Source organism: Nocardia mangyaensis (assembly GCF_001886715.1).
GTDB classification, from domain to species: domain Bacteria; phylum Actinomycetota; class Actinomycetes; order Mycobacteriales; family Mycobacteriaceae; genus Nocardia; species Nocardia mangyaensis.
The window spans coordinates 532,996-555,667 of record NZ_CP018082.1 but is presented as its reverse complement, the minus strand read 5'-3'; the positions used below and the strand labels follow the sequence as shown (position 1 = coordinate 555,667).

At 65.8% G+C, this 22,672-nt stretch carries 25 protein-coding genes and 1 tRNA gene; 8 read left to right on the top strand and 18 right to left on the bottom strand.

What is annotated here, in order from left to right; genetic code table 11:
- Window positions 1-40 precede the first annotated feature (40 nt).
- The 4 genes from BOX37_RS35710 (at window position 41) to BOX37_RS02565 (ending at window position 3,326) form a co-directional block, all read left to right on the top strand.
- Window positions 41-1,372, top strand: coding sequence for a PPE domain-containing protein (locus BOX37_RS35710; protein ID WP_167659889.1), 1,332 nt, complete (start codon window positions 41-43; stop codon window positions 1,370-1,372).
- Window positions 1,369-2,124: an ESX secretion-associated protein EspG gene (locus BOX37_RS02575; RefSeq protein ID WP_071926132.1), complete on the top strand. Its 756-nt coding sequence runs from the start codon at window positions 1,369-1,371 to the stop codon at window positions 2,122-2,124. The genes BOX37_RS35710 and BOX37_RS02575 overlap by 4 nt, the downstream gene beginning before the upstream one ends.
- Window positions 2,124-2,615, top strand: a complete 492-nt coding sequence (locus BOX37_RS02570; RefSeq protein WP_156910242.1) for a hypothetical protein — start codon at window positions 2,124-2,126, stop codon at window positions 2,613-2,615. Before BOX37_RS02575 ends, BOX37_RS02570 begins: the two co-directional genes overlap by 1 nt.
- 192 nt (window positions 2,616-2,807) lie before the next feature.
- Window positions 2,808-3,326, top strand: a complete 519-nt coding sequence (locus BOX37_RS02565) for a DUF3558 domain-containing protein (RefSeq protein WP_071926128.1) — start codon at window positions 2,808-2,810, stop codon at window positions 3,324-3,326.
- A gap of 31 nt (window positions 3,327-3,357) precedes the next feature.
- On the opposite strand, the gene BOX37_RS02560 is transcribed toward BOX37_RS02565, so the two are convergent.
- The 8 genes from BOX37_RS02560 to BOX37_RS02530 all read right to left on the bottom strand — a co-directional run bounded on the left by BOX37_RS02560 (window position 3,358) and on the right by BOX37_RS02530 (window position 8,062).
- Window positions 3,358-3,768, bottom strand: a complete 411-nt coding sequence (locus BOX37_RS02560) for a pyridoxamine 5'-phosphate oxidase family protein (RefSeq protein WP_071931126.1) — start codon at window positions 3,766-3,768, stop codon at window positions 3,358-3,360.
- Between the two features lie 367 nt (window positions 3,769-4,135).
- Window positions 4,136-4,474 (bottom strand): hypothetical protein, encoded by a 339-nt coding sequence (locus BOX37_RS02555; RefSeq protein WP_240505176.1) that lies wholly within the window; start codon window positions 4,472-4,474, stop codon window positions 4,136-4,138.
- A gap of 41 nt (window positions 4,475-4,515) precedes the next feature.
- Window positions 4,516-5,823: a hypothetical protein gene (locus tag BOX37_RS35040; RefSeq protein ID WP_240505175.1), complete on the bottom strand. Its 1,308-nt coding sequence runs from the start codon at window positions 5,821-5,823 to the stop codon at window positions 4,516-4,518.
- A gap of 9 nt (window positions 5,824-5,832) precedes the next feature.
- Window positions 5,833-6,138 carry a WXG100 family type VII secretion target gene (locus BOX37_RS02550; protein ID WP_071926124.1) on the bottom strand — a complete coding sequence of 102 codons (306 nt, stop codon included), beginning with the start codon at window positions 6,136-6,138 and terminating at the stop codon, window positions 5,833-5,835.
- Window positions 6,138-6,482 (bottom strand): WXG100 family type VII secretion target, encoded by a 345-nt coding sequence (locus BOX37_RS02545; protein ID WP_084759381.1) that lies wholly within the window; start codon window positions 6,480-6,482, stop codon window positions 6,138-6,140. Before BOX37_RS02545 ends, BOX37_RS02550 begins: the two co-directional genes overlap by 1 nt.
- A 127-nt stretch (window positions 6,483-6,609) precedes the next feature.
- A tRNA-Thr gene (locus BOX37_RS02540) sits at window positions 6,610-6,681 on the bottom strand.
- Between the two features lie 129 nt (window positions 6,682-6,810).
- Window positions 6,811-7,047, bottom strand: coding sequence for an MbtH family protein (locus BOX37_RS02535; RefSeq protein WP_022565839.1), 237 nt, complete (start codon window positions 7,045-7,047; stop codon window positions 6,811-6,813).
- 181 nt (window positions 7,048-7,228) lie between these two features.
- Complete coding sequence (locus BOX37_RS02530; RefSeq protein ID WP_071926123.1) at window positions 7,229-8,062, bottom strand: alpha/beta fold hydrolase; 834 nt, start codon at window positions 8,060-8,062, stop codon at window positions 7,229-7,231.
- A 168-nt stretch (window positions 8,063-8,230) separates the two neighbouring features.
- Between BOX37_RS02530 and BOX37_RS34590 the strand changes: the two genes are divergently transcribed.
- The 4 genes from BOX37_RS34590 to BOX37_RS02515 all read left to right on the top strand — a co-directional run bounded on the left by BOX37_RS34590 (window position 8,231) and on the right by BOX37_RS02515 (window position 12,217).
- Window positions 8,231-8,389: a hypothetical protein gene (locus BOX37_RS34590; RefSeq protein ID WP_019044795.1), complete on the top strand. Its 159-nt coding sequence runs from the start codon at window positions 8,231-8,233 to the stop codon at window positions 8,387-8,389.
- 67 nt (window positions 8,390-8,456) lie between these two features.
- Window positions 8,457-9,983: an alpha,alpha-trehalose-phosphate synthase (UDP-forming) gene (locus tag BOX37_RS02525; RefSeq protein WP_071926122.1), complete on the top strand. Its 1,527-nt coding sequence runs from the start codon at window positions 8,457-8,459 to the stop codon at window positions 9,981-9,983.
- Window positions 9,984-10,052: 69 nt separating this feature from the next.
- Complete coding sequence (locus BOX37_RS02520; protein ID WP_071931123.1) at window positions 10,053-10,769, top strand: response regulator transcription factor; 717 nt, start codon at window positions 10,053-10,055, stop codon at window positions 10,767-10,769.
- The gene (locus BOX37_RS02515) at window positions 10,766-12,217 is read left to right on the top strand and encodes a sensor histidine kinase (RefSeq protein WP_084759380.1); all 1,452 of its coding nucleotides are present in this window, start codon (window positions 10,766-10,768) and stop codon (window positions 12,215-12,217) included. The genes BOX37_RS02520 and BOX37_RS02515 overlap by 4 nt, the downstream gene beginning before the upstream one ends.
- Before the next feature lie 112 nt (window positions 12,218-12,329).
- On the opposite strand, the gene BOX37_RS02510 is transcribed toward BOX37_RS02515, so the two are convergent.
- The 10 genes from BOX37_RS02510 to BOX37_RS02465 are packed head-to-tail and all read right to left on the bottom strand — an operon-like array spanning window position 12,330 to window position 22,359.
- Window positions 12,330-12,815, bottom strand: coding sequence for a h domain protein (locus BOX37_RS02510; RefSeq protein WP_071926120.1), 486 nt, complete (start codon window positions 12,813-12,815; stop codon window positions 12,330-12,332).
- Window positions 12,812-13,570, bottom strand: a complete 759-nt coding sequence (locus tag BOX37_RS02505) for a hypothetical protein (RefSeq protein ID WP_240505174.1) — start codon at window positions 13,568-13,570, stop codon at window positions 12,812-12,814. The genes BOX37_RS02510 and BOX37_RS02505 overlap by 4 nt, the downstream gene beginning before the upstream one ends.
- Window positions 13,567-14,970: an MCE family protein gene (locus tag BOX37_RS02500; protein ID WP_071926118.1), complete on the bottom strand. Its 1,404-nt coding sequence runs from the start codon at window positions 14,968-14,970 to the stop codon at window positions 13,567-13,569. The genes BOX37_RS02505 and BOX37_RS02500 overlap by 4 nt, the downstream gene beginning before the upstream one ends.
- Window positions 14,967-16,193 carry an MCE family protein gene (locus BOX37_RS02495; protein WP_071926116.1) on the bottom strand — a complete coding sequence of 409 codons (1,227 nt, stop codon included), beginning with the start codon at window positions 16,191-16,193 and terminating at the stop codon, window positions 14,967-14,969. The genes BOX37_RS02500 and BOX37_RS02495 overlap by 4 nt, the downstream gene beginning before the upstream one ends.
- A complete protein-coding gene (locus tag BOX37_RS02490) occupies window positions 16,190-17,452 on the bottom strand; it encodes an MCE family protein (RefSeq protein ID WP_071926114.1) in 1,263 nt (420 codons plus the stop codon). The genes BOX37_RS02495 and BOX37_RS02490 overlap by 4 nt, the downstream gene beginning before the upstream one ends.
- Complete coding sequence (locus BOX37_RS02485; RefSeq protein ID WP_071926112.1) at window positions 17,449-18,516, bottom strand: MCE family protein; 1,068 nt, start codon at window positions 18,514-18,516, stop codon at window positions 17,449-17,451. The genes BOX37_RS02490 and BOX37_RS02485 overlap by 4 nt, the downstream gene beginning before the upstream one ends.
- Window positions 18,509-19,537, bottom strand: a complete 1,029-nt coding sequence (locus BOX37_RS02480) for an MCE family protein (RefSeq protein ID WP_071926108.1) — start codon at window positions 19,535-19,537, stop codon at window positions 18,509-18,511. The genes BOX37_RS02485 and BOX37_RS02480 overlap by 8 nt, the downstream gene beginning before the upstream one ends.
- Window positions 19,534-20,733 (bottom strand): MCE family protein, encoded by a 1,200-nt coding sequence (locus BOX37_RS02475; RefSeq protein WP_071926107.1) that lies wholly within the window; start codon window positions 20,731-20,733, stop codon window positions 19,534-19,536. The genes BOX37_RS02480 and BOX37_RS02475 overlap by 4 nt, the downstream gene beginning before the upstream one ends.
- A gap of 4 nt (window positions 20,734-20,737) precedes the next feature.
- Entirely contained in the window at window positions 20,738-21,589 is an 852-nt protein-coding gene (locus tag BOX37_RS02470) for an MlaE family ABC transporter permease (RefSeq protein ID WP_071931121.1), read from the bottom strand.
- Between the two features lie 5 nt (window positions 21,590-21,594).
- Window positions 21,595-22,359 carry an MlaE family ABC transporter permease gene (locus BOX37_RS02465; protein ID WP_071926106.1) on the bottom strand — a complete coding sequence of 255 codons (765 nt, stop codon included), beginning with the start codon at window positions 22,357-22,359 and terminating at the stop codon, window positions 21,595-21,597.
- Window positions 22,360-22,672 lie beyond the last annotated feature (313 nt).

Genomic DNA, 22,672 nt, shown 5'->3' with positions numbered 1-22,672 from the left:
GTCGTTCTCGAATTTTATGAATGAGCTAGGCAACGCGGCGGTGACAGTCAGTTCACCGAACCGGCTCAGGGAACGTCTCTCGTCGTTGTTCGATTCCGATATCGAGCCAACCCAATCAGAATTGGACGCCCAGGCCAACGGCAACAACGAGCGCACTCGGATCTATGGCGACAACGCGGCCCTCTCCTCGGGTTTCGATGGCGAATACACGCCCCAGGTGGTGCCACCGGTGATGGAATCCTTCGTCGGCATGCCGCACTCGAAGATCATGGAATTCGTCGATTCGATCGGTCTCACCGAGATGTCCGAGAGCGTTCAGCGTTGGGAACAGCTCGCGACCGACACGACAGCCAAGGCCACAGCCTTCCACGACAACATCCAGAAGGAAATGGAGCGCGGCTGGGCGGGCAGCGCAGCGACAGCCGCACTGACCAGCACCAAGAACTACCTCGCCGAGGTCCACAAGGTCGACCAGGCAGCCTCGTTGATCGGCAACAAGATGGAAGAGGCGTACTCGGGCTTCAATCAGGTGAGGTACTCGGTACCGCACGAGTCCGACGATCAGACCAAATCGAAGATGGGAATCCTCGTCTCCTACCTGGCCCCGGGCAGCGGGTTCCTCATCGACAGCACCAGCAATGGGCGTGCGGCGGCGGCCGAGGAAGCCGCCAACGAGGTGATGCGAACCGTCTACAAGCCGGTCGCCGAGCAATCCGATACCCAGGTTCCGAAGGTCCCCGAACCCACGAAACCGCAGTCGGACAATCCGGTCATCGACGATGGCGGCGGCAGGAGGACCGACGGGGACGGCAGCACCAACGGCGGCAACGATTCGAACGGGTCCACCGGCGGCGGCACGCAGCCCACCACGACAGACCCGGAAGACCCGTCCACCACCGACCCGGGCACCGAGAACCCCGGCGACGGGACCAATCCGTCGACCACGGAGAACGGCACGACAACCCCCGAGACCACCGACCCGAACGCGACCACTCCGGCCGGCACGGCCCCGACCACCCCGGCGAGCACCGTCCCCAGCGGCCTCGGCACGGGCGGCGCTGGCCTCGGCTCAGGCGGAGGCGGCGGTGGCGGTCTCGGTTCGGGCGGCAGCGGCATGCCTGGCGCGGGCCAGAGCCTGCCCGGCGGTGGCCAGAATCAGCCCCTCGCCGCCTCGGCGGGTGTCGGCACCGGCGCGGCGGGCGGTCGCGCGGGTATGACCGGCATGGGCGGCATGGGTGCCCCCGGTGCGCGCGGCGGCGGCAAGGACGACGAGAACGAGCACAACGCCCCCGACTACCTGCGTGGTGTGCACGAGGAACTGCTCGGCCCGGACCGCCTGCACGTTCCTCCCGTGATCGGCGGCGACGCATGACCGACACCTGGGAGCTGACCCCGTTCGAGTTCTGGGTCGCCTGGGAAACCCTCGGTCGCGACCGGATGCCGTGGCCGCTGACGTTCCGTTCCGGCTGCGAGACCCAGGTCGAATTCGATCAGCAGTGCCGGCTGGCCGCGGATTCGCTGATCGCCAAGATCGGCACCGACGAGTCGCTCTACCACGCTCTGCACGCGCTGGCCCATCCTGACGTGCGGATCGAACTGTTCGGCCACCGGCTCGACGGCCGCAAGCGCATGGTTCGCGCCTGCGCCGCGACCGAGTCGGGCAACGGCGTGGTCGCGGCCCAGATCCCGGGCGCCGAGTACGGCGAGGGCGGCAACATCCTGATCTACCTGCGTCCTGCGCACTCGGTCGTCCAACGCCTCATCGGCATCCTCCCCTCGGTCGGCCCCGGCACCAACCAGGGCATCAACGTCCACCGCGACGACATCACCACCACCCCCGACCGATATTCGATGCACCGCACCGAGGGCGAACGCGCGCTGAACTTCCTGAAACGTCCCTTCCGCACCTACGCCGAATTCCGCGTAGACCTCGGCCCCGCCCTCGACGGCTGGAAAGAAGGCGGCACCACCCTCCAACTGGTCGACTACCTCGACGACGGCCGCTACCTCGTCCACGAGGGCGAACGCGTCATCGCCACCCCCGCGACCGCCGACCACATCGCCACCGAACTGAATCGCATGATCGACAAGGCAACCATCCGCGACCGCGAAACGGCCTGGTGATGTCCGGCGCCAAGACCCCGAATCAGCGCATCCTGACGATCCTGTTCACCGGAGCTCTCGGCCTGTGCCTCGCCTCCGCCACCCTGTTCTTCGCGAGCCAACCGATCAACGTGCTCGCCTACTGGCTCGGCTACGGCGAACCCATTCAGGTCGAGGTCACCAAGGGAACCCCGGGCTCGAGCATCGGCCGCGGCGGACCAGGCGAAGGCCGAGTGGTCCCCGATGGCACCCAGGTGTGGCTGTACACAGTGAACACAGGCGAGACGGTCACCGCACGCCCACGCCTGATCAATATCGGTGCCAGACCGCACGTCTACCACAGCCCCCTGCGCGCAGCCGAAGACCTGGTCCTGATCATCCCCACCGGCCTGTTCGGCGTCCCCCTCGTCGCCCTGATCCTCGCGACAATCGCCCCCGACCGCGTCAGAGCCTTCACCGAACGAGCCAAAGCCCGCAACGAACGCCGCCGCCGCTCGGGAATGCACCCCTGACAACCGACCCAAGAAGGTAAACCATTTTCGAGAGTATGGAATCTTTTCTCCTTTGGCTCCTGTCATTCGTCATCATCATTCTGGCGACCAACTTCGTGAAGTATTTGTCGGCATCGAGGTCAAAGCGACAGCGCCGGATATCCGAACGCGACGATGACCAGTCCGGCGTTTGAACCCTCGAAGGGAGAGACGATGCGACTGACCGGCCTGGCAGCCGCGGCGTGTGCTGCTGTGGTGGTGCTCGCCGGATGCTCCGCGACTGTCGATGGACAGGCGGTGCTCAGCCCGCTGACCAAGGAACAGTTGTTTGATCCGTGCACTGTGCCAGACAGCGTGATACAAGCCGTGGGTGCTGATCCCACGACGAAGGGCGACAACCCGTTCATGTCGCCGCGGCCAGAGTGGAAGGGCTGTGAGTGGACGGCCGACGGCTACTTCATATCCCTCTTCAGCACCACCAACACCGTGCAGCAGTTTCGCGAGAACGACTACCTGCACGACTTTCAGATCGTCACCGTAGCTGGCCGAGAAGGGCTGCAGTATCTCCTTGGCACCTGGGACCCCCCGCATCAGTGCGGAATAGCATTCGGAAGTAGTCAGGGGACAATCACATTGCAGGCCAGCAAGTTCGTTGACGACAAATCACCGACAGATCCCTGCCTGTTGGCCAACAATGCTGCGCCGAACTTCGTGGAAATCCTTCCTTCGTAGCAACACAGCGACCAACACCTCCGGCCAGCGATCAGCCCTTGCTCTGGTCGTTGCTCAACCACTTCTCCGGACACATACGGACCAGCACCGACTTCTCGTTGAGAGCAGCGTCCACGTAGGCGGCAGCCTCTCCCTCCGGGAGATAGCGACTGGCGATGGACAGCGCCTGCGCACGCGTAGGCGGTACGTCGGCGGAGATCACCGACCCCTCCGCAGTCACATACCGGTAGGGCACCGTCTCGGATTGCACCACGAAGCTGAATCGTCCGGCCCGGCGGATGGAGCGATCCTTCACGGTGTCGCGTTCCATCCACAGCAGGATCTCGCCGTCTTCGTACGCGTACCAGATCGGCACAGCCAGCGGGGCCCGCCCCTCGCGCTCCACGGCAAGCACCCCGACATGGACGGCGGACAGGAACGCCTCACGCTCCGCAGCGGTCATCACAAACGACACCCGGCACTCTCCTTCGATAGGACGTGCTCAATCCAACACCATCGCGGACCGGGTATTCCAAGCGCCGAAGCTCGATCCCGACTGCGCCCTACCTGGACACCTCCGCCGACCCGAACCGCCTGATCGACCAGGCCCCGGGCGCGACCACGAATCGGCGTGGGAGTTGTCCGCCCCACAAACCCGAACAACACGAGGTCGCGAGTGCTGAGGTCCTTCTCGGCCATAAGGTCACGGACGCGGCGTAGCTTCTCGACATGGCGGGTTAGTCAATGGGTTATTGACTGAGAAAATTACTTGCACCGTGCACGCCCAACTGAACGACAAGCGGCATCGACGATGAGCACGGAAATAGGTCTCAGATGCTTGCTTGTGGAATAAAAGTTGGGGCTTTGTCGCTGTATAGCTCTACTTCACCCCAGTCACCTTCCAGCTTGTAGACCCCGCCGTCAAACACGAATGTATCGATGTTTCCAAGGTCCTCATCTCCAGTCGCATCATGAAAAGTTTGAGTGGACCGTGAATCCCATTTACGCGACTGGACAGCGGAAAATACCAGCACTCCCCTTTGGTAGCAGTACTGTTCACCCGGCAAAGGTGCATGATAGTCCGGACTCTTCTGCGTCAGGACAGCGTCAAGATCGAACTTCAGCTCAGAATCGGTTTCCAGAATCGCCAGGACATAGCTGTCTTCCAAGTATAGCCCCTCAAGACCAGGGAGGCTCGAGTAGTTCGTCATCAATTGAGGTCCCAATCTATCGGAGTATGATTACCTGGACTCTTACGCGTCACGGGATTACCTGAAGGATCAATACGCTGGCCGGTGGAATCTCGAAGCTCAACATGCGGATTACTGCTACCCGGCGCCCTCCCACTTCCTTTCTTAATAGTCATGCGAACAACACCGTTTTCATCAGTGTACTTGATCGGACCATTATCAGTTTGCGACCGAACCCAGCCCTGCTCTTTCGCATACGTCTCAAGCTCGCTCGCTTTCGGCGTACGACCGTCGAACAAGTCATTGAGCTTCTTCTTCTTGCTGAAGCGCTCGGCGATCTTCCTCCCGAGATCTTTGATGCGTTGCAAAGCAGCACGGATAACCCCGCCCAAGGCGGAGAGGGCTTTGATAACCCAGCGTGCAACAAAGGCGATCGCGGTGACCAGCCCCGCTATTGTATTCGCAAAAACTTTGATTCTATCCGATATCGCAAGCGTAGGAGATATTGAAACAGCTTCTGCGGAGAAGATCGCAGAGACCACGCCACCGACCGTTCGGGTCACCAGATTCGTCGAAACAGTCCATACCGGGTCCGCCGCCAAAGCGCTGAGCTGACCGGAAATCTTGTTTCGCATTTCCTTTATCGAATCAGCTTGATTCCTACACATGGCAGCGATCTCACCGAATGCGGCTACAAGATCGGTAGCTGCACGTTTAATTTCATTCAAGTCCTCGTCTATCGCCGAAATGTCTGGCGCAGTCTCGGACTCGAAACTCTGGGCTATACCACCTATCAGTTCCGGCAATTCAACCGCGCCTTCGGCGCCAGCCAATTTCTCCCACACTTCAGCACTGGTGGTTAACTTGTCCGGATCACTGTCGGGAATCGCGACACCGAAATCGCTGAGCACCGATGCAGCCAGGCCAATTTCATCGCTCAAGCCACTACCGGGACCCCCGGCGGACGGAGGAGGAGGCGAGCATGACCCCCACGCGGGCCCGAGGTCAACCGGCTCGGCTGGCTCGGGCCTACCGGTACCTTTTTCATAATCTGCGAGTGCGTAGTTGTATCCGACCTGCTGGAGCACCTCGGAATAGTTCTGCATGGCTTCAACCAGAAGCTTCGCCAATGACTCGACCTCGAGGACGGCAGCATCATACGATGCAGACCACTCCTTGGCCACACCAGCAGTGCCGCCCATACCACCGGTGCCGCTGAGCGCAGACATTTGCGTCGAGAATAGTTTGTGAAACTCTCTCGCGTAGGTATGCAGATTGCTTCCCGCCAGCGTGTATATCAGCGGATTGACAATCAGTGTATCCCCCACCGTAAAAACCTACCCTCGACCCAGCATCTGCAGATTCGCCGCAACTGCTGCGGTATAGCGGTTGTGCGCGTCCGTGGCGGCTTGCCGCATCGCCTCGATTCCCTCTGCGACATCAGTAGCACCGGATACCCATTGCCGGAACGCATCTGCTTGCGCGTCAGCGGCGGCACCGCTCCAGTTCTGTTGAACAGCTTCGATACGCTGCTGCAGTCCGTCCAGACTGTCGTTGAGGAAACCAACGAACCCACCGGCACGTGCAGCGATCTGCTCCAGTTCGGACAAGCTCACCTGGAAGGGTTGCGCGTTCTCGACCATCACAGCTCCGGAAGATCGAGCGAGTTGGTCAGTGCGCTGGTCTGGCTCGCGCGGGAGGTGTCTTGATCGTTGAGGACGCGGCTCGTGACGCCGAGCGACTCGGCCATCGCGGCCAACGCGGCCAAGACAGTGTCGGCCCCCTGCTTAACCTCGATCCACCCGTCCGAGTAGGCGTCGGCGGATGTCCCCTTCCATGATGTCAACAACGAATTCACATCGACATCGAGTGAGGCCAGACCATTGACAAGCGTTTCGGCCACCTGCTGTACATAGGTTCCGGCATCGGTCACCTCATCAGGGATGAGAGTGAAGTCCTGCTGACCACCTAGCTCTTTCGAAGCCACTGTTCCCCCCTTGCTTCGTTCGACACCACCGTACCGGCGGCACTTACCAGACGCTCAATCAGAGGCCAGCCATCCTGGGTCCAAACACGAAACGGCCGGTCCCGAAGATCTGGACCGGCCGTTGTCGAGCCCCCTGTCAGGATTGAACTGACGACCTTCGCTTTACAAGAGCGGTGCTCTACCACTGAGCTAAGGAGGCGGGTTACCAGCAGTGCCCCGGAGGGCAGCGACCATCATAGCCGGGCACGTCTGCCGCGTGACACCGAGATCGGTGCCACGCGGTGACGCACTCAGCGAGTGTCCCGGACGCAGTATCGGAAGTTACTGGTCAGGACTGGGCGCGGGCCGCATCGTCGGCGGCCATCGCGTCGCGCAGGCTCTTGGGTCGCATATCGGTCCAGTTCTTCTCGACGTACTCGACGCACGCGGCCCGGCTCTCTTCGCCGAACACGACACGCCAACCCGCCGGGACCTCCGCGAATGCGGGCCACAGGGAGTGCTGCTCTTCATCGTTGACCAGAACGAAGAAGCGGCCGTCCTCGTCGTCGAAGGGGTTGGTGCTCATTTCACCTCACTGGATACTGGCGCTGTGTACGGGATCGCTCCGGGGCGCGAAGCCCCGAGCGTTGTGTCGACCCTAGCAAGGCAACTGTTACTGGTAGGCAGTTACCTCACGCAGGGTTGAATTGGGCCTGCTCGCGAGGGCCTGCGTGGTCACGCTGCGCTACCGCCTCCGGCCCGCCGGATCAGGCCGCGAAGAAATCGAGCAGGATCTTGTTGACCGCCTCGGGTCGCTCCAGGTAGCCGTAGTGCCCGGTATCGGGGATCTCCTGGTACCTGGCACCGGGGATGACCTCGGCGACCTCGCGCGACAGGTAGGGCGGGATCATCCGGTCGTCGGCGAAGCCGATGGCCAGGCAGGGCACCGTGATCGCCCGGTAGGCGGCGAGGCGGTTGAACTCGTGGTCCATCGCCCGCTGGGCGCGGATACCGGGGGTGGCGGCCCCACCGGTGAACTCGAACAGGTCGAGCCAATCGCGCGCGGCGTTGGCATCGGCCATGGTCGCCGGGGACAGGTTCATCACCGCGGTCAGCGCGGCCTCGAACTTGGCGGGCAGCTGCACGCCGGCGGCGTCGAGGTCCTGCTCGCCGATCGAGAGTGTCTTCTGGAACTGGTCCAGACGAGCGTGCCCGGCCATGAACACGGCCTTGCGGACCAGGTCGGGGCGGGCCAGCGCCAGTTCCTGGGCCACCCGCGCGCCCATCGAGGTGCCCGCGATCAGGGCGGGACCCTCGTCGAGCAGCTCGATCAGCGCGGCGGTGTCGGCGACGAGCTCCTCGATGGCCATCCCACCCGCCGCCTCGTGCGACGGCGCGATGCCGCGGTTGTCGAAGGTGCAGACCCGATATCCGGCGGCGACCAGGGCGGGAACCTGGTGCAGCTCCCACACCCGGCCCGGCGACCCGGTGCCCATGATCAACACCACCAGCGGACCACCACCCTTGACGTCGGTGCCCTTGGTACGGTCGCCCTTGACCTGATAGTTCAGTGCGATGCCGTTCACCGTGGCCAGTGGCATGGAAGAACCTTTCCTGAAGTTGCTGATCGGAATCCACGGTAACGGCCACGCCACGACACTGCACCGGGGCGGGGTGATCGGGTCGGGAGTTCAACGGCTGTGCACCGGCGCCCGATAGTATTGACTACTCGCACGCAGAGCGTAGGAAAACCGGGAGGACGAACGACTATGGCCGCGAAGAGCAGCGCCAACGACATCGCCGACGACGAGCTCGAGCCGCTGGCCGACGAGACCGCTCGCCAGGCACAGCGCGTCGTCGCGGCATACGCCGAAGACGCCGACGAGTGCCGGATGCTGCTGTCGATGCTCGGCATCGGCCCCAGCTGACCCCGCGAAGACGAACCACAACCTCAAAGCGGCCCCTGCGACGCGCGAAGGATGCGTGAGTGGACCAATGATCGATGAACAGTCCAACGACCGCCCGTCCGAGAACACCGAACCCGTCGTTCCCAGTGGTGCGGGCTCGGGCTTCGTAGTAGTCGCCAACCGGCTTCCGGTCGATCTCGAACGGCTGCCCGATGGCACGACCAGATGGAAGCGCAGCCCCGGCGGGCTGGTCACCGCGCTCGAACCGGTGCTGCGCAGCAACAAGGGAGCCTGGGTCGGCTGGGCCGGGGTGCCCGACGTCGAGGTCGAGCCGATCATCGAGGACGGCCTCGAGCTGTACCCGGTGCCGCTGACGGCCCAGGAGGTGGAGGACTACTACGAGGGGTTCTCCAACGGCACACTGTGGCCGCTCTACCACGACGTGATCGTGCGCCCGGTCTACGACCGGGCCTGGTGGGCCGCCTATGTCGAGGTCAACCGGCGCTTCGCCGAGGAGACCGCGAAGGTGGCCGCCGAAGGCGCGACCGTCTGGGTGCAGGACTACCAGCTGCAGCTGGTGCCCAAGATGTTGCGGATGCTGCGCCCCGACCTGACCATCGGCTTCTTCTTGCACATCCCGTTCCCGCCGGTCGAGCTGTTCATGCAGATGCCGTGGCGGACCGAGATCGTCGAGGGCCTGCTCGGCGCCGATCTGATCGGTTTCCACTTACCCGGCGGGGCCCAGAACTTCCTGTATCTGGCCCGCAGGCTGGCCGGTCAGCCCACGTCCCGGGGCACGATCGGCGTGCGTTCCAAGCTGGGCGTGGTCCAGGTGGGTTTCCGCACGGTGCGCGTTGGCGCGTTCCCCATCTCGATCGACTCGGCCGAACTCGACGAGCACTCGCGGCGCCGGTCGGTGCGGGAGCGGGCCGCCAAGATCCGCGCCGAACTGGGCAATCCGAAGAACATCATGCTCGGCGTCGACCGCCTCGACTACACCAAGGGCATCGACATCCGGCTCAACGCGCTGTGGGAGCTGCTGGAAGAGGGCCGGATCGACCCGGCCGAGACGGTGATGGTGCAGCTGGCCACCCCGAGCCGTGAGCGCGTGCAGAGCTACATCAAGATGCGCGGCGACATCGAACGTCAGGTGGGCCGGATCAACGGCCAGTTCGCCAGGGTCGGCTACCCGGTCGTGCACTACCTGCACCGCCCGATCCCCCGCGAGGAACTGATCGCCTTCTTCGTCGCCGCCGACGCCATGCTGGTCACTCCGCTGCGCGACGGCATGAACCTCGTCGCCAAGGAGTACGTGGCCTGCCACAGCGACCTCAACGGCGCCCTGGTGCTCAGCGAGTTCACCGGCGCGGCGGCCGAGCTGCGCCAGTCCTACCTGTGCAACCCGCACGACCTGGACAGCGTCAAGGACGCCATCGTCGGCGCGCTCGACGACGAGCGCGACACCAAGCGCCGCCGGATGCGCTCCCTGCGCCGCCAGGTACTCACCCACGACGTCGAACGCTGGGCCCGCGCCTTCCTCGACGCCCTCTCCCAGAGCAATGTCGCGGGTTCGGCGCTGCTCGGCGACTCCGACGGCTACCCCGAATCGCGGTAGCCGAGAGCACACAGCGACCTCACAGCGTCGATCCAGCCACTTCCCAGCCGAGTGGTGGACCATGAACCCATGAGCGGTGTGCCGGGTGCGCCCGAGGCCAGGGTGCTCGTCGTCGACGACGAACCGATGATCGTGGAGTTGCTGGCGGTGAGCCTGCGCTTCCAGGGCTTCGAGGTGGCCACGGCCGCCGATGGCGCCGAGGCGCTGGACCGCGCCCGTACGTTCCGGCCGCAGGCGCTGATCGTCGACGTGATGATGCCCGGCATGGACGGCTTCGGCCTGCTGCGCCGCCTGCGCGCCGACGGTATCGACGCACCGGTGCTGTTCCTGACCGCCCGCGACGAGGTGGCGGACAAGATCACCGGACTCACCCTCGGTGCCGACGACTACGTCACCAAGCCGTTCAGCCTCGAGGAGGTGGTGGCGCGGTTGCGGGTGATCCTGCGCCGGGCGGGCCGGGTGGATCCGGAGCGGGCCGACACCCGGCTGCGGTTCGCCGATATCGAACTCGACGACGACACCCACGAGGTGTGGAAGGCCGGTGAGCCGGTCGCCCTGTCCCCCACCGAGTTCACGCTGTTGCGCTACTTCCTGGTGAACGCGGGCAGCGTGCTGAGCAAACCGCGCATCCTGGATCACGTGTGGCGCTACGACTTCGGCGGCGAGGTGGGGGTGGTGGAGACCTATGTGTCCTACCTGCGCAAGAAGGTCGACACCGGTGAGCAGCGGTTGATCCACACCTTGCGCGGGGTCGGGTACGTGCTGCGCGAGCCGAACGGACGATGAGCGCCGCGGGAGTGCGCGCACGCCTCGCCCGTGGCTTCGCGGCGATCCCGCTGCGGGTGACGCTGGTCCTGGTGCTCGTCGTCCTGGCCGGATTCGGTGTGGTCGCTTCGGGTTTCGTGGTGACCACGGCGATGGAGAATTCGCTGCAGCGCCGCACCGATCAGCAGCTGACCGATGCCGCGGTCGAATGGGAGCGGCGCATCGGGCTGCCCGCGCCCCCGCTGCCCGTACCGGCTCCGGACCGCCAGCAGCCGCCCGGCCGCTACTACCTGCGGGCCGAGAGCTCCGACGGAGCCCGAAGCATCACCCAGGACAACGTCTTCGGTACCGATGCCACGCCCGCGCTGCCCGATCCGCCCGCCCTGCAACCGGTCACGGTGGGTTCGGTCGACTCCACCGACCAGTGGCGCGTGCTGACCGTGCACGGGCGCCAGGCATCGGCGACGGTCGCCTGGCCGCTGGCCGAGAACATCGAAACGGTGCGCAATCTGATCGTCCTGCAGCTGCTGGTCGGTGCGATCGTGCTGACCGCATTGGCGATCGTGGCGTACTTCGTCGTGCGCGGCAGTCTGCGCCCGCTGCGCCGGGTGGAGGCCACCGCGGCGGCGATCGCGGAGGGCGACCTGGACCGCCGGGTTCCGGTGCGTGGCAACGACACCGAGGTCGACCGGCTGTCGCGCTCACTCAACAGCATGCTCACCCAGATCCAGCAGGCCTTCGCCGCCACCGAGGCCTCCGAGGCGGCCGCGCGCGAATCCGAGGCGCGGATGCGCCGTTTCGTCGCCGACGCCAGTCACGAACTGCGCACCCCGCTCACCACGATCCGCGGCTTCGCCGAGCTGTATCGCCAGGGCGCCACCGACGACCCGGCGACGTTCATGCGGCGCATCGAACACGAGGCACAGCGCATGGGACTGCTGGTCGAAGACCTGCTGATGCTGGCTCGGCTCGACGCGCAACGCCCCGTCGACCTGCGGCCGGTGGACCTGCTTGCCCTCGCCGGCGACGCCGTGCACAGCGCCCGCGCGGTCGCGGCGGCCGAGGGCCAGAACCGTCACATCGCCCTCGAGATAGCCGAGGGCACTGGCACATTGGAGCTACTCGGCGACGACCATCGCCTCCGCCAGGTCCTCACGAACCTGCTCGACAATGCCCGCACCCACACTCCCGACAGCACGGCGATCACCGTCCGGCTCACGCCGACCGAGGACGAAGTCCGCCTCGAGGTCGCCGACACCGGCCCTGGTCTTGCCCCGGAGGACGCCGCTCGCGTCTTCGAGCGCTTCTACCGCGCCGACGCCTCGCGCACCCGCGCCAGCGGCGGCACCGGACTCGGCCTGTCCATCGTCGCGGCCTTGGTCTCCGCCCATCGCGGGACCGTGGAGGTCACCAGCACTCCGGGCATCGGCACCACCTTCACCGTCCGCCTCCCCCGCACCGATTCCTGACCCGGCTGGAAGCGCCCCGCCTGGTCTCGGCGATCGAACCGGCGCGACCTACCAGCGGTCCCTCCTCACCCGCTACCCCGATCACGATGGTCCGGCTCGATCCACGCCGGGATCAGACCGGCGTCACCTGGGCGACGAGCCAGCGGTCGTCGGCCTTCTCCAGCGACACTCGCACGCGGCTGCCCGACATGGTGCCGTCCGGGGTGTCCTTGCTGGTGGTGAGCTGGTTCAGGTAGAGCAGCACCACGGCGCGCTCGGGGTCGGCCTCGACCACGCCCTCGGCCTGGGTGGTGGCCTCGACGGTGAGCTGCTTCTCCTTGGCGCCCGGCGCGATCGCCTCGTTGATCAGCTGCAGGTAGTCGTTGCGGAAGGACTCGGTCAGGCCGTCGGCCGCCTTGGGCAGCTCGGTGTCGACGGTGGCCGACTCGTAGGTGAACATGGCGCTGACCGTGCTGCCGGCCGCGCTCATGGCGTCGGTGCGGGCCTGCTCGGTTCGGTCGTGCTGCCAGACCTGGTAGCCGCTGACACCGAGCACGATCGCGGCGATCAGGCCGAGAGCGGCGAGGCCGCCGAAGACGATCTTCATACGCTGACTCATCCGACGAACTCCACCTTCGACACGGTCATCCCGGTGTCGGCGTTCGACACGGTGACCCGGAACCGGTACTGGCGCGACTGCGGTTCGGGCGAGCCGTTGTTGCTCACCATCTGTTTCGCGGCCACGAGCACCTGCGCCGACTCGTCATCGGCGGTGACGATGCCCGATTCGACCACCTCGCCGGTGGAGACCACATTCGCCTGCTTGACGACGTCCATGAACGGATCGACGCGACCGTCGAACTCGGTCTTGAAGTCACCGGAAGCCACCGACAGGATCCGGTCGATGTCCTCCTTGGCGGTCTCGGCGCGAATGGTGGTGAGGTTCAGCACCGCCTGGCGGGCGGTCTCGGTGTACTGCGCGCGCAGGTCTTCGTCCTGGTTCGCCGAGTAGGCGGTGAAGGCGGCGAACCCGGCGCCGACGACCAGGGCGAGCACGAGCACGATCGCGGCGGCGAGTGCCAGCACCAGGCCGCGCGAGCGGGGCGCCTCGTCCTCTGCGGACTTGCCCAGGTCGACCGGCTCGCTCGCCGCGGGCGGCACGGTGGCGTCGTCGGACTCCACGGCGACGTCTTCGGACTTCACCGCGACATCGGCGGACTTCACGGTGACATCCTCGGACTTCACCGCCGCCTCGGCGAGCTTCACCGTGGAGTCCTCGGACGCGGGGACCGTCTCGGCGGCCGTCTCCTCGACCGGCGGACCGGCCGAGCGTGCGGCCCGCCTGCGCGGGCGGCGGTTGTCGTTGTCGTTCATCGTTGTTGCTCCTCCAACATCGCCTGCCAGCTGGCCGGGACGGTGCCCGAACCATCCGTGGCGATGTCACCTTGGCGGTAGGTGCGTCCGTCAGTACCGAGATAGCTGCCGGTGGACGGATCATAAGGGCGCGCTGCGGCGGGGGTCATACCACCCGTCGATGCGCCTGCGGGTGCCGACGCCGGAGCGACCGGCTCGACCGGTCCGAACGGCGGGTTGTTGCCTTCCGGCACGAACCCGGTCCGGCACAGTTCGGGCGTGGGTGCCCGGGCGCCGGGGAACTCCATACACGGCGTGTTACGGATGCCGCGTACCGCGAGCGGCGAGTCCTGGGGAACCTTGCAGTACAGATCCGGTGGCGTGTCCACCTGGTTCAGCTCGCTGGGCTGACGCCACTGATCCGCGGGCAGGAACCCGGTGGTGCAGGCGGGCGGGTCGTTGAGCACGGTCATGAAATCGACCATCACGCCGTACTGGATCGGCCCGCGGATCGTGGTTCGCAGCGCCGCGATCAGCGGCGGGAAGACGACCATGAGCTGTTCCAGGCTCGCGTTGTAGGTCACCCCGACCTGCCCGAGACTCACCAGGTTGCTGGCCAGCAAGGGCAGGGTCGGACGCAGATCCTGGAACTGCGCGTTCACCACCGCCATCGCGGAAGGGCTGTTGTTCAACAGGTTTCGCAAGGCCGGATCGCGCTCGCGCAGCTCATCGGTGAGCGTGGCCAGATCCGCTGTCCAGGAGCGGATGTCGTCGGCGGAACGAGTCTGGGTGTCCAGCAGCGGACCGATCTGGTCGAGCAGCTGCTTGGTCGGCTCGATGTCGTCCTCGGCCTGCTGCACCAGCAGCGCCGCCGAGTCGATGAACCGCTGCAGGTCGGGTCCGGCGCCGTTGAACGCGTGGAACGCCTCATCGATCACCTGACGCAGCCGGGTGTCGGCGACGGTGGCGAGCAACTTGTCGGCCTGATCCAGCATCGTGCCGACATCCTGGGGCAGCTGGGTGCGCTGCACCGGGATCACCGAGCCGTCGCGCAGATGTCCGTCGGCGGGCTGCTCGGTGGGCACCAGGTCGACATACTGCTCGCCGATGGCCGAGACACTGCGCACCCACGCGCTGGAATCGGCGGGCACCTTGTAGTCGCTGTCGATCGACAGGTCCGCCTCGACACCGGCCTGGGTGAGCCGCACCGCCTCGACCTTGCCGATGTTCTGGCCACGGTAGGAGACATTGGCGGTGGGATAGAGCCCACCGGTGGCGGCCAGCTGCACGGTCACCGCGTACCGGCCGATGCCGAACATCGCGGGTACCTGCAGGTAGCTGCCACTCATCACGACGAGACCGACCACCGTGAGCACAGAGAAGATCGCGAGCTGGATGCGTACGAATCGGGTGAGTTTCATCGTCCTGCCCCTTCCTGGCCGGGCAGCGGCGCGGTGAGACCGGGAATGGCCGGCAGGCCGGGGATCGGCGGTAGCCCGGGCAGCTCGAACGCGGGCCCGGGTGCCGGTGGGGCCTCGAACGGCGCGGTGGCCGGGTCAGCCGCATCGGTCGCGGTCGAGGGCGCGAACGAACCGACGACGCCCTCGACACCACCGAACCGGCCGCCCAGCGGTGTGCCGGTGAGCCAGTTGCTGTCCAGGCGGCTGCCGGTCAGGTCGAAGGTGATGTACAGGTTCAAATAGTCGCCCAGGATCGCGTTGTCGATGTTCTTGATCGGGAAGGGGAAGGTCGGCAGGATGCCCATCGCCACGACGAGGTTGTTTCCGGTGTCGGCCAGCGTCTGCAGCACGGGACCGAGGCTGCGCAGGTTGGCCACCAGGTCCTCGCCGCTGGTCTGGATGAGTCGTTCGCTGACATCACCGAGCTCACCGAGCGCGGTGATCGCCCTGGTGATGTTCGCCGACCGGTCGGCCAGCGCGGTGAGCGCGGGATGGATCTGCTCGATCGCCTCGGCGAGCACATCACGCTGACCGGCCAGCTTGCCCGCGAGATGGTCCAGGCCCTCCATCGCGGCGATGATGCTGCCGGTCTGCTGGTCCAGACCGGTGGTCAGCTCGTTGAGCTGTGGGAGCAGGTCGGCGATCTCGGCCTCGCGACCGTTCACCATCGCGTTCAGTTCGGTGGTGATCGTCTCCAGCTGCGCGATCCCACCACCGTTGAGCACCACCGACAGCGAGGACAGCACCTGCTCGGTGGTCGGGTAGGCCCCCGCCCGCTCGAGCGGAATGACATCGCCGCCGCGCAGCTGCCCGGTCGGCGGCACATCGGTCGGCGCCGACAGCTCGACGTGATTGCTGCCGAGCAGACTGGTCTGGCCGATCTTGGCGACCGCGTTCGCGGGCAGTTTCACCTCGGGGTTGAGCGAGACCGTGACCAGCGCGTGCCAGCCCTCGACCTCGATCCCGGTGACGTTGCCGACGTTGACGTCATCGACGCGCACCGGCGAATTCCGGGTCAGCGTGGTGACATTGGGCATCTGGATCTGCACGGCGTACGAGCCGGGCCCGCGCCCCTCGGAGCCGGGCAGGGGCAGGGAGTTGAGCCCGTCGAACTGACAACCGGTGGTGCCGAGCGCCACCGCGACGCCGAGAGCGACGCCCGCGAGTATGCGTTGCCGTCTCATCGCTGTCCTCCTGGAACGGCCAGCCCGGCGAGTCCTTCGGGCACGGTGATCGGCGCCGCGGCGGGTGCCTGGTTCTGCTGGACCTGGCCCTCGAGGCTCGGATCGCTGTACACCAGCTGCTCAGGGAAGGCGGTCACGCCGGTGGCCGGGTTGGCCATGATCGGCACGTAGTTCATGGCCAGCGAACTGATCACCGGAGCGAGGAACTCCGCGCACAGATCCGCGGACCGGTCCGAATTGTTGTGCTCGAGTGCCCGGATCGAACCACACAGGAAGCTGAGTGGATTGGCCGAGTTGTTCAGCGCGACCGCGCCGGTGAGCGAGCCCTGAGCGGGCTTGTAGAGCTGGTAGAAGTTCACCATCGCCGTCGGGCCGGAGTGCAGGACTCGTTCGATCTCGGGCCGCTTGTCGACCAGGGTCTGGGTGACATCGGCGAGCCGCTCGACGCCCTCGGTCAATTCGCCGCCGGAGCCTTCGAGGAACCGCTGCACATCGGCCAGCGCCACGTCGAGGGCCTCCAGTCCCACGCCGAGTTCTTCCGACGCGCCTGCCAGCACCGACGACACCGAGGCCAGCCGACCGCTGAACTGCACGATCTGCTCATTGCTCGCCGAGAGCACCTCGACGAACTGCTGCAGGTTGCGGATGGTGCCGAACAGGTCGTTGCGCCCGTCGGACAGGGTGGTCACCGTCGCGGACAGCTCACGCAGGGTGTCGCGGAACTTCTGTCCGTTGCCGTCGAGATTGTCCGCCGCGGTGTCGATGAACCGGCCGAAGGAGCCCTGCTCGTCCTCACCGACCGGGCCCAGCGCCACCGACAGGTTGGTCAGTTCGGCCTTGATCTCGTCCCACTCCACCGGCACCGCGGTGCGTTCGATCGGAATCTGCGCCCCATCGGCCAACTTCGGGCCACCGGTGTAGGCGGGCGCGAGTTGCACGAACCGAGCCGACACCAGCGACGGCGCGATGATCACCGCACGCGCGTCCGCGGGCAGGTCGACGCTGCGGTCGATGCTCATCTTCACCTGGGACTGGCCCTTGCCCGGTTCGATCGAGTCGATGCTGCCGACGGTGACGCCGAGTACCCGCACCTCATCGCCCTTGTACAAGCCGGTGGTCGAGGTGAACGCGGCGGTCACCGTGTTCTTCCCACCGCCGGTGACCAGGTAGACACCGACCGCGACCAGCGCCGCGATCACCACCACCGCCACCGCGATCGTCCAGCGCGGAAGCCCGCGCACCTGCTGGGTCAAGCTCATCGCGGCGGATCCTCCTCGGCAGGAGCGATGTAGGGCGCCCTGGGGTGGGTGAAGATGTCGATCAGGTCCTGTGGCAGTTGCTCGGGCCAGACCAGCGCGTCGACGAGCCCGCGCAGTTGGGTACTGGTCGCGTTCACCACGTAGGCGTTGAACCACGGCCCGTTGCCGACCTGCTCACCGAGCGCGGCGGCGTAGGGGCCGAGACCGTCGAGGGCTTCGTTGAGGTTCTGCTCATTGCGCTGAAGCAGGGCCAGTACCGAGTTCAGGCGGTCCAGCGTCGGCTTCATCTGCGGCTCGTTGTCGGCGACCAGGCCCGAGAGCTGCCGGGCCACATCATCGATGTAGACGACGAGTTGATTGATCGCCGCGCGGCGCCGATCGAGCTCGCCGAGCAGCTCGTTGCCATCGAGGAGCAGCGTATTGAGCTGGGTGCTGCGGTCGGCCAGGATCGTGGTGACATTCTGTGCCCGGGCCAGCAGGTCGGTCAGCGCCTGGTCGCGCACATTGATGCTGCGCGACAGGGCGGTGACGCCGTCGAGGGCGTTGCGCAACGGGCCGGGCGTATCGGCGAAGGCCGCCGACAGGACGTCGAGGGTCTCGTCGACCTGATCCAGATCGAGGTCGCGCACGGTCCCACCGAGATCGCTCAGCGCCTCGTTGAGCGAGTAGGGCGAGGTGGTGCGGTCGAGTGGGATGGTGTCGTCGGCGCCGATCGCGCCGGGGCCGGTCGGCACCACGTCCAGCGATTTGCGACCGAGCACCGTATTGGTCTTGATCGCGGCGGTCGTCTTCTCGCCCAGCACGATCGACTCGTCGAGGTCGAACCTCACCAGGACCTTGTCACCGTCGAGGCCGACCTGTCGCACCTCGCCGGAACGCACACCGGCCACATGCACCGGGTCACCCGGCACCAGACCGCCCGCGTCGAGGAAGTTCGCGGTGAAGGTCGCACCCGAACGGATGAACGGCAGATCGGAGAACTGCAGGGTCGCGAGCGAGATCGTCACCACCAAGACGATGCCGACGATACCGACCGTCGCCGACGGCGATGTGTTGTCATTCATTGGGCGCGCACCTTCCGGTCACCTGCAGACCCGGCATGTGAACTTCCATCGGCTGGCCGTCGGGGCCGCTGATCAGGATGTTGGTACCGCAGATGTACAGCTGCAGGAACGAGCCGTAGGCGCCGATCCGGATGAGTTTCTTGTACGTCTCGGGCAACTTTCCGAGCACCCACTCGAGGTGATCGGAGCCCTCGTCGAGATTCGTGGCGAGCCGGCCGGTCTGCTCGATGGTGTTGCGCAGATCGGGACGGGCCTGCACGAGCAGATCGTTGATCTCCTGGGTCGCGCCCGCGATCCGCGGCAGGGCGGCGCCGATCGGGTCACGCTCGGCGGACAGGTCGCTGACCAGGCGCTGCAGTTCGTCGATCGTGGTGGCGAACTGGTCGCCGCGGTCGTCGATGGTGGCGAGCACGGTGTTCAGGTTGTCGATCACGCTGCCGATCAGCGCGTCCCGGTCCGACAGCGTCTTGGCGAAGTTGCCGCCGCTGTTGAGCAGCGAGACCAGCGTGCCGCCCTGCCCCTGGAAGATCTGCAGCAGCGCACCGGTGAGGTCGTTGACCTGGTCGGGGTCGAGTCCCCGCAGCAGCGGCTTGAACCCACCGAGCAGCAGGTCCAGATCCAGCGCCGGTGAGGTCTGCTCCGTGCTGATGGTGGCGCCACCGGCGAGCCGCTGGGACGAGCCGGGGCCCTCCAGCAGTTCCAGGTAGCGATCGCCGACGAGGTTCTCGTACCTGATCGCCAGGCGGGTACTCGCCAGCAGCGAGTACTTGCGGTCGACATCGAACTTCACGTGGGCCTGGTTGTCCTCGCCTACCTTCACCGAGGTCACCGAGCCCACCGGCACCCCGGCGATGCGCACCTTCGCGCCGGGCAGCATGCCCGACGAGCTGGTGAACACCGCGCGATAGCCGGTCTCGGCGGAGAACCTGGCCTGACTCAGCACGATCGCCAGGCCGGCGAACACCAGCGTCATCACCACGGTGAAGATCGCGAGCTTGATCGTCGTCCCCGTGTTCCTCACTCCGTCACTCCCGGCAGTCCGTTGAACAGCAGCTGGAACACCTTGGGCATCCCGTGGAATTCGTGCCGAGTGCTCGGCGCGTACGGCGCGCCCTGGCTGGTGTCGGTCACCAGATAGTCCGAGTGGCTGTTCGGCACCCGGTCCACCACACCCTCACAGCGCGGTCCGCCGGTGGCGTTCACCTTGGGCAGGTCGTTGGGGTAGGAGTAGGGCTGGGCGCCGAGCATGAAGCTGGCGTTCATGCCGACACCGGGCAGCCGTCCACCGAACATCTCCTCGGCGATCGGCATCAGCGGCCCGAGCCCGTCGATGATGCAGCTCAGCGCGGGCGCGTACTCGAACAGCAGGCTCGTCGTCGGCCGCAGCAGGTCGAGCGCGGTCACCAGGTCGTGTTCGTTCTCGCGCAGTACCGCCCCGACCGTGTCGGACAGCCCGATCACGTTGACCAGCACATCGTCGAGCTGGCCCTGCATCTCGGCGATGGTCTGCGAGGTGACGGTCGCGTTGTCGACGGTGCGCAACAGCGGGTCGGCGACCTCGGCGTAGAGGTTGGTCACCGCGGCGGTCTTGTCCAGATCGGACTGCAGCGTCGGCAGGTACGGATTGAGTTCGCGCAGATAGCGATCCGAGCGCACCAGCAGATCGCCCAGCTTGTCGCCACGGCCTTCCAAGGCGGTACCCAACGCGGTCAGTGTCGCGTTGAGCTTTTCCGGCTCCACCTGGGCGAGCACGTCGGACAGGTGCTGGAACAGCGTGTTGAACTCGACGGTCACCGCGCTCGCGGCCACGGTGCTGCCCGGTGCCAGCGAGACCGAGGCGGGCTGGTCGGGGATGATGAAGTTCACGTACTTGGCGCCGAACACCGTGGTCGAGCGAATGTCGACACCCGCGTTGGCCGGCACCAGCTTCAGCTGCTTCGGGTCGACCTCCAGCCGCAGCTGCGCACCGTCGTCACGGAGGTCGACCGCGGCGACCCGGCCGATCTCGACGCCGCGCACCTTCACCTTGGCGTCGGGGTCGAGGACGAGGCCCGAGCGTGGCGCGTCGACCAGTACCTGCGCGGTGCTGGTGAACGCGCCCTGGAACATGGCCAGGGCCAGCGCCGTGATCGCGACGAGCACACCGACCAGCCCGAGCGCGGCGAGCTTTCGCCCCAGCCCGCCCTGCAGTGCGGCGACGATCCTATTGGTGTCCATCACGCTATCCCGAGAGGTGGAAGTTGCCGGAGGTGCCGTAGATGGCCAGCGAGATCAGCAGCGTCACCATGACCACCGCGACCAGCGAGGCCCGCACCGCGTTGCCTACCGCGACACCGACGCCGACCGGACCACCCGCGGCGGTGAAGCCGTAGTAGGTGTGGATCAGCATCACGGCCAGCGCCATCACGATCGCCTGCCCGAACGACCACAGGATGTCGCTCGGGATGAGGAACGTCGAGAAGTAGTGGTCGTAGACGCCGGCCGACTGTCCATAGATCACGACCGTGGCGAAGCGGCTGGCCAGGAAGGAGGCGATGACCGCCAGCGCGTAGAGCGGGATGATCGCGATCATGCCGGCCAGCACCCTGGTGCTCACCAGGAACGGCACCGGCCGGATCGCCATCGATTCCAGTGCGTCGATCTCCTCGGCCACCCGCATGGCACCGAGCTGGGCGGTCGCGCCTGCCCCGATGGTGGCGGCCAGGCCGATGCCGGAGATCACCGGGGCCGCGATGCGCACGTTGAGGAAGGCGGCGAAGAAGCCGGTCAGCGCTTCGACGCCGATGTTGCCGAGCGAGCTGTAGCCCTGCACCGCGATGGTGCCACCGGCCATGAGCGTCAGGAATCCGACGATCACCACGGTGCCGCCGATCACGGCCAACGCGCCGGTGCCCATGCTGATCTCGGCGATGAGCCGGATGGTCTCGGTACGGTAGTGCACCAGGGCGCGGGGCACCGAGGCGAGGGCCTTGACGAAGAAGATCGCCTTGTCGCCCAGGGAATCCAGCGATTTCGAGGTCCGCTCGAAACGGCGGACCGTGCGCGGGAACTTACTGCGAACTACGAATGCCACCGTGGTCACCGCACCGTGAATTTCAGGCCGATCGCGGTGACGACCACATTCACCACGAACAGCGCCATGAAGGCGAACACGACTGTTTGGTTGACCGCGTCACCGACACTCTTCGGCCCGCCTTTCACCTGCAAACCGAGGTAACAGGCCACCATTCCGGCGATCAAGCCGAACAGGCCGGCCTTGACCTCGGACAAAATCAGTTCGGGCAGGTTCGTGAGCAGCGGAATGCCGTTGACGAACGCGCCCGGGTTCACGCCCTGCAGGAAGACCGAGAAGGCGAAGCCGCCGACGATACCCACGGTGCAGACCAGGCTGTTGAGCATCAGCGCCACGAACATCGAGGCGAGCACGCGCGGCACGACCAGTCGGCTGATCGGGTCGATGCCGAGCACCATCATCGCGTCGATCTCTTCGCGAATCGTGCGTGCGCCCAGATCGGCGCAGATCGCGGTGGCACCGGCGCCTGCCACGATCAGCACCGTGACGATCGGTCCGACCTGGGTGACGGCACCGAACGCGGCGGCCGCGCCGCTGAGGTCGGCGGCGCCGATCTCGCGCAACAGGATGTTGAGGGTGAAGACCACCAACACCGTGAACGGGATCGCGACCAACAGGGTGGGCACGATCGAGACGCGAGCGATGAACCACGCCTGGTCGATGAATTCGCGCCATTGGAACGGTCGACGGAAGGATGCTCGCGCCACATCGGCACTGAGTTGGAAGAATCCGCCGACCGCCCGCAACGGGACAGCAAGGAGGTCATTCATGCACATTCCTCCTTGTTCGACGGGCGGACCGATATGTCCGCGTACCCGTACTTCACCGCCACCCCGATCTGAAGACTGACCAAAGACTAGAACACGTTCCCACTAATGTCTGCCATTTCAGGTGACTTAGACCAGGACTTTTTCTCGAAATCTGTCGAGAAAACTGAAACGAATGCTGATCGAACTCGTACGCCCTCCTGTGAGCCGTCACACACCCCGACGCTCATGTCTACCAACAGCTGGACCGGTGATCAACACAACTGAGGTGACAGATTCATCGTGGCGCGCGGCGAGCCAACATCGGGCAAACCAC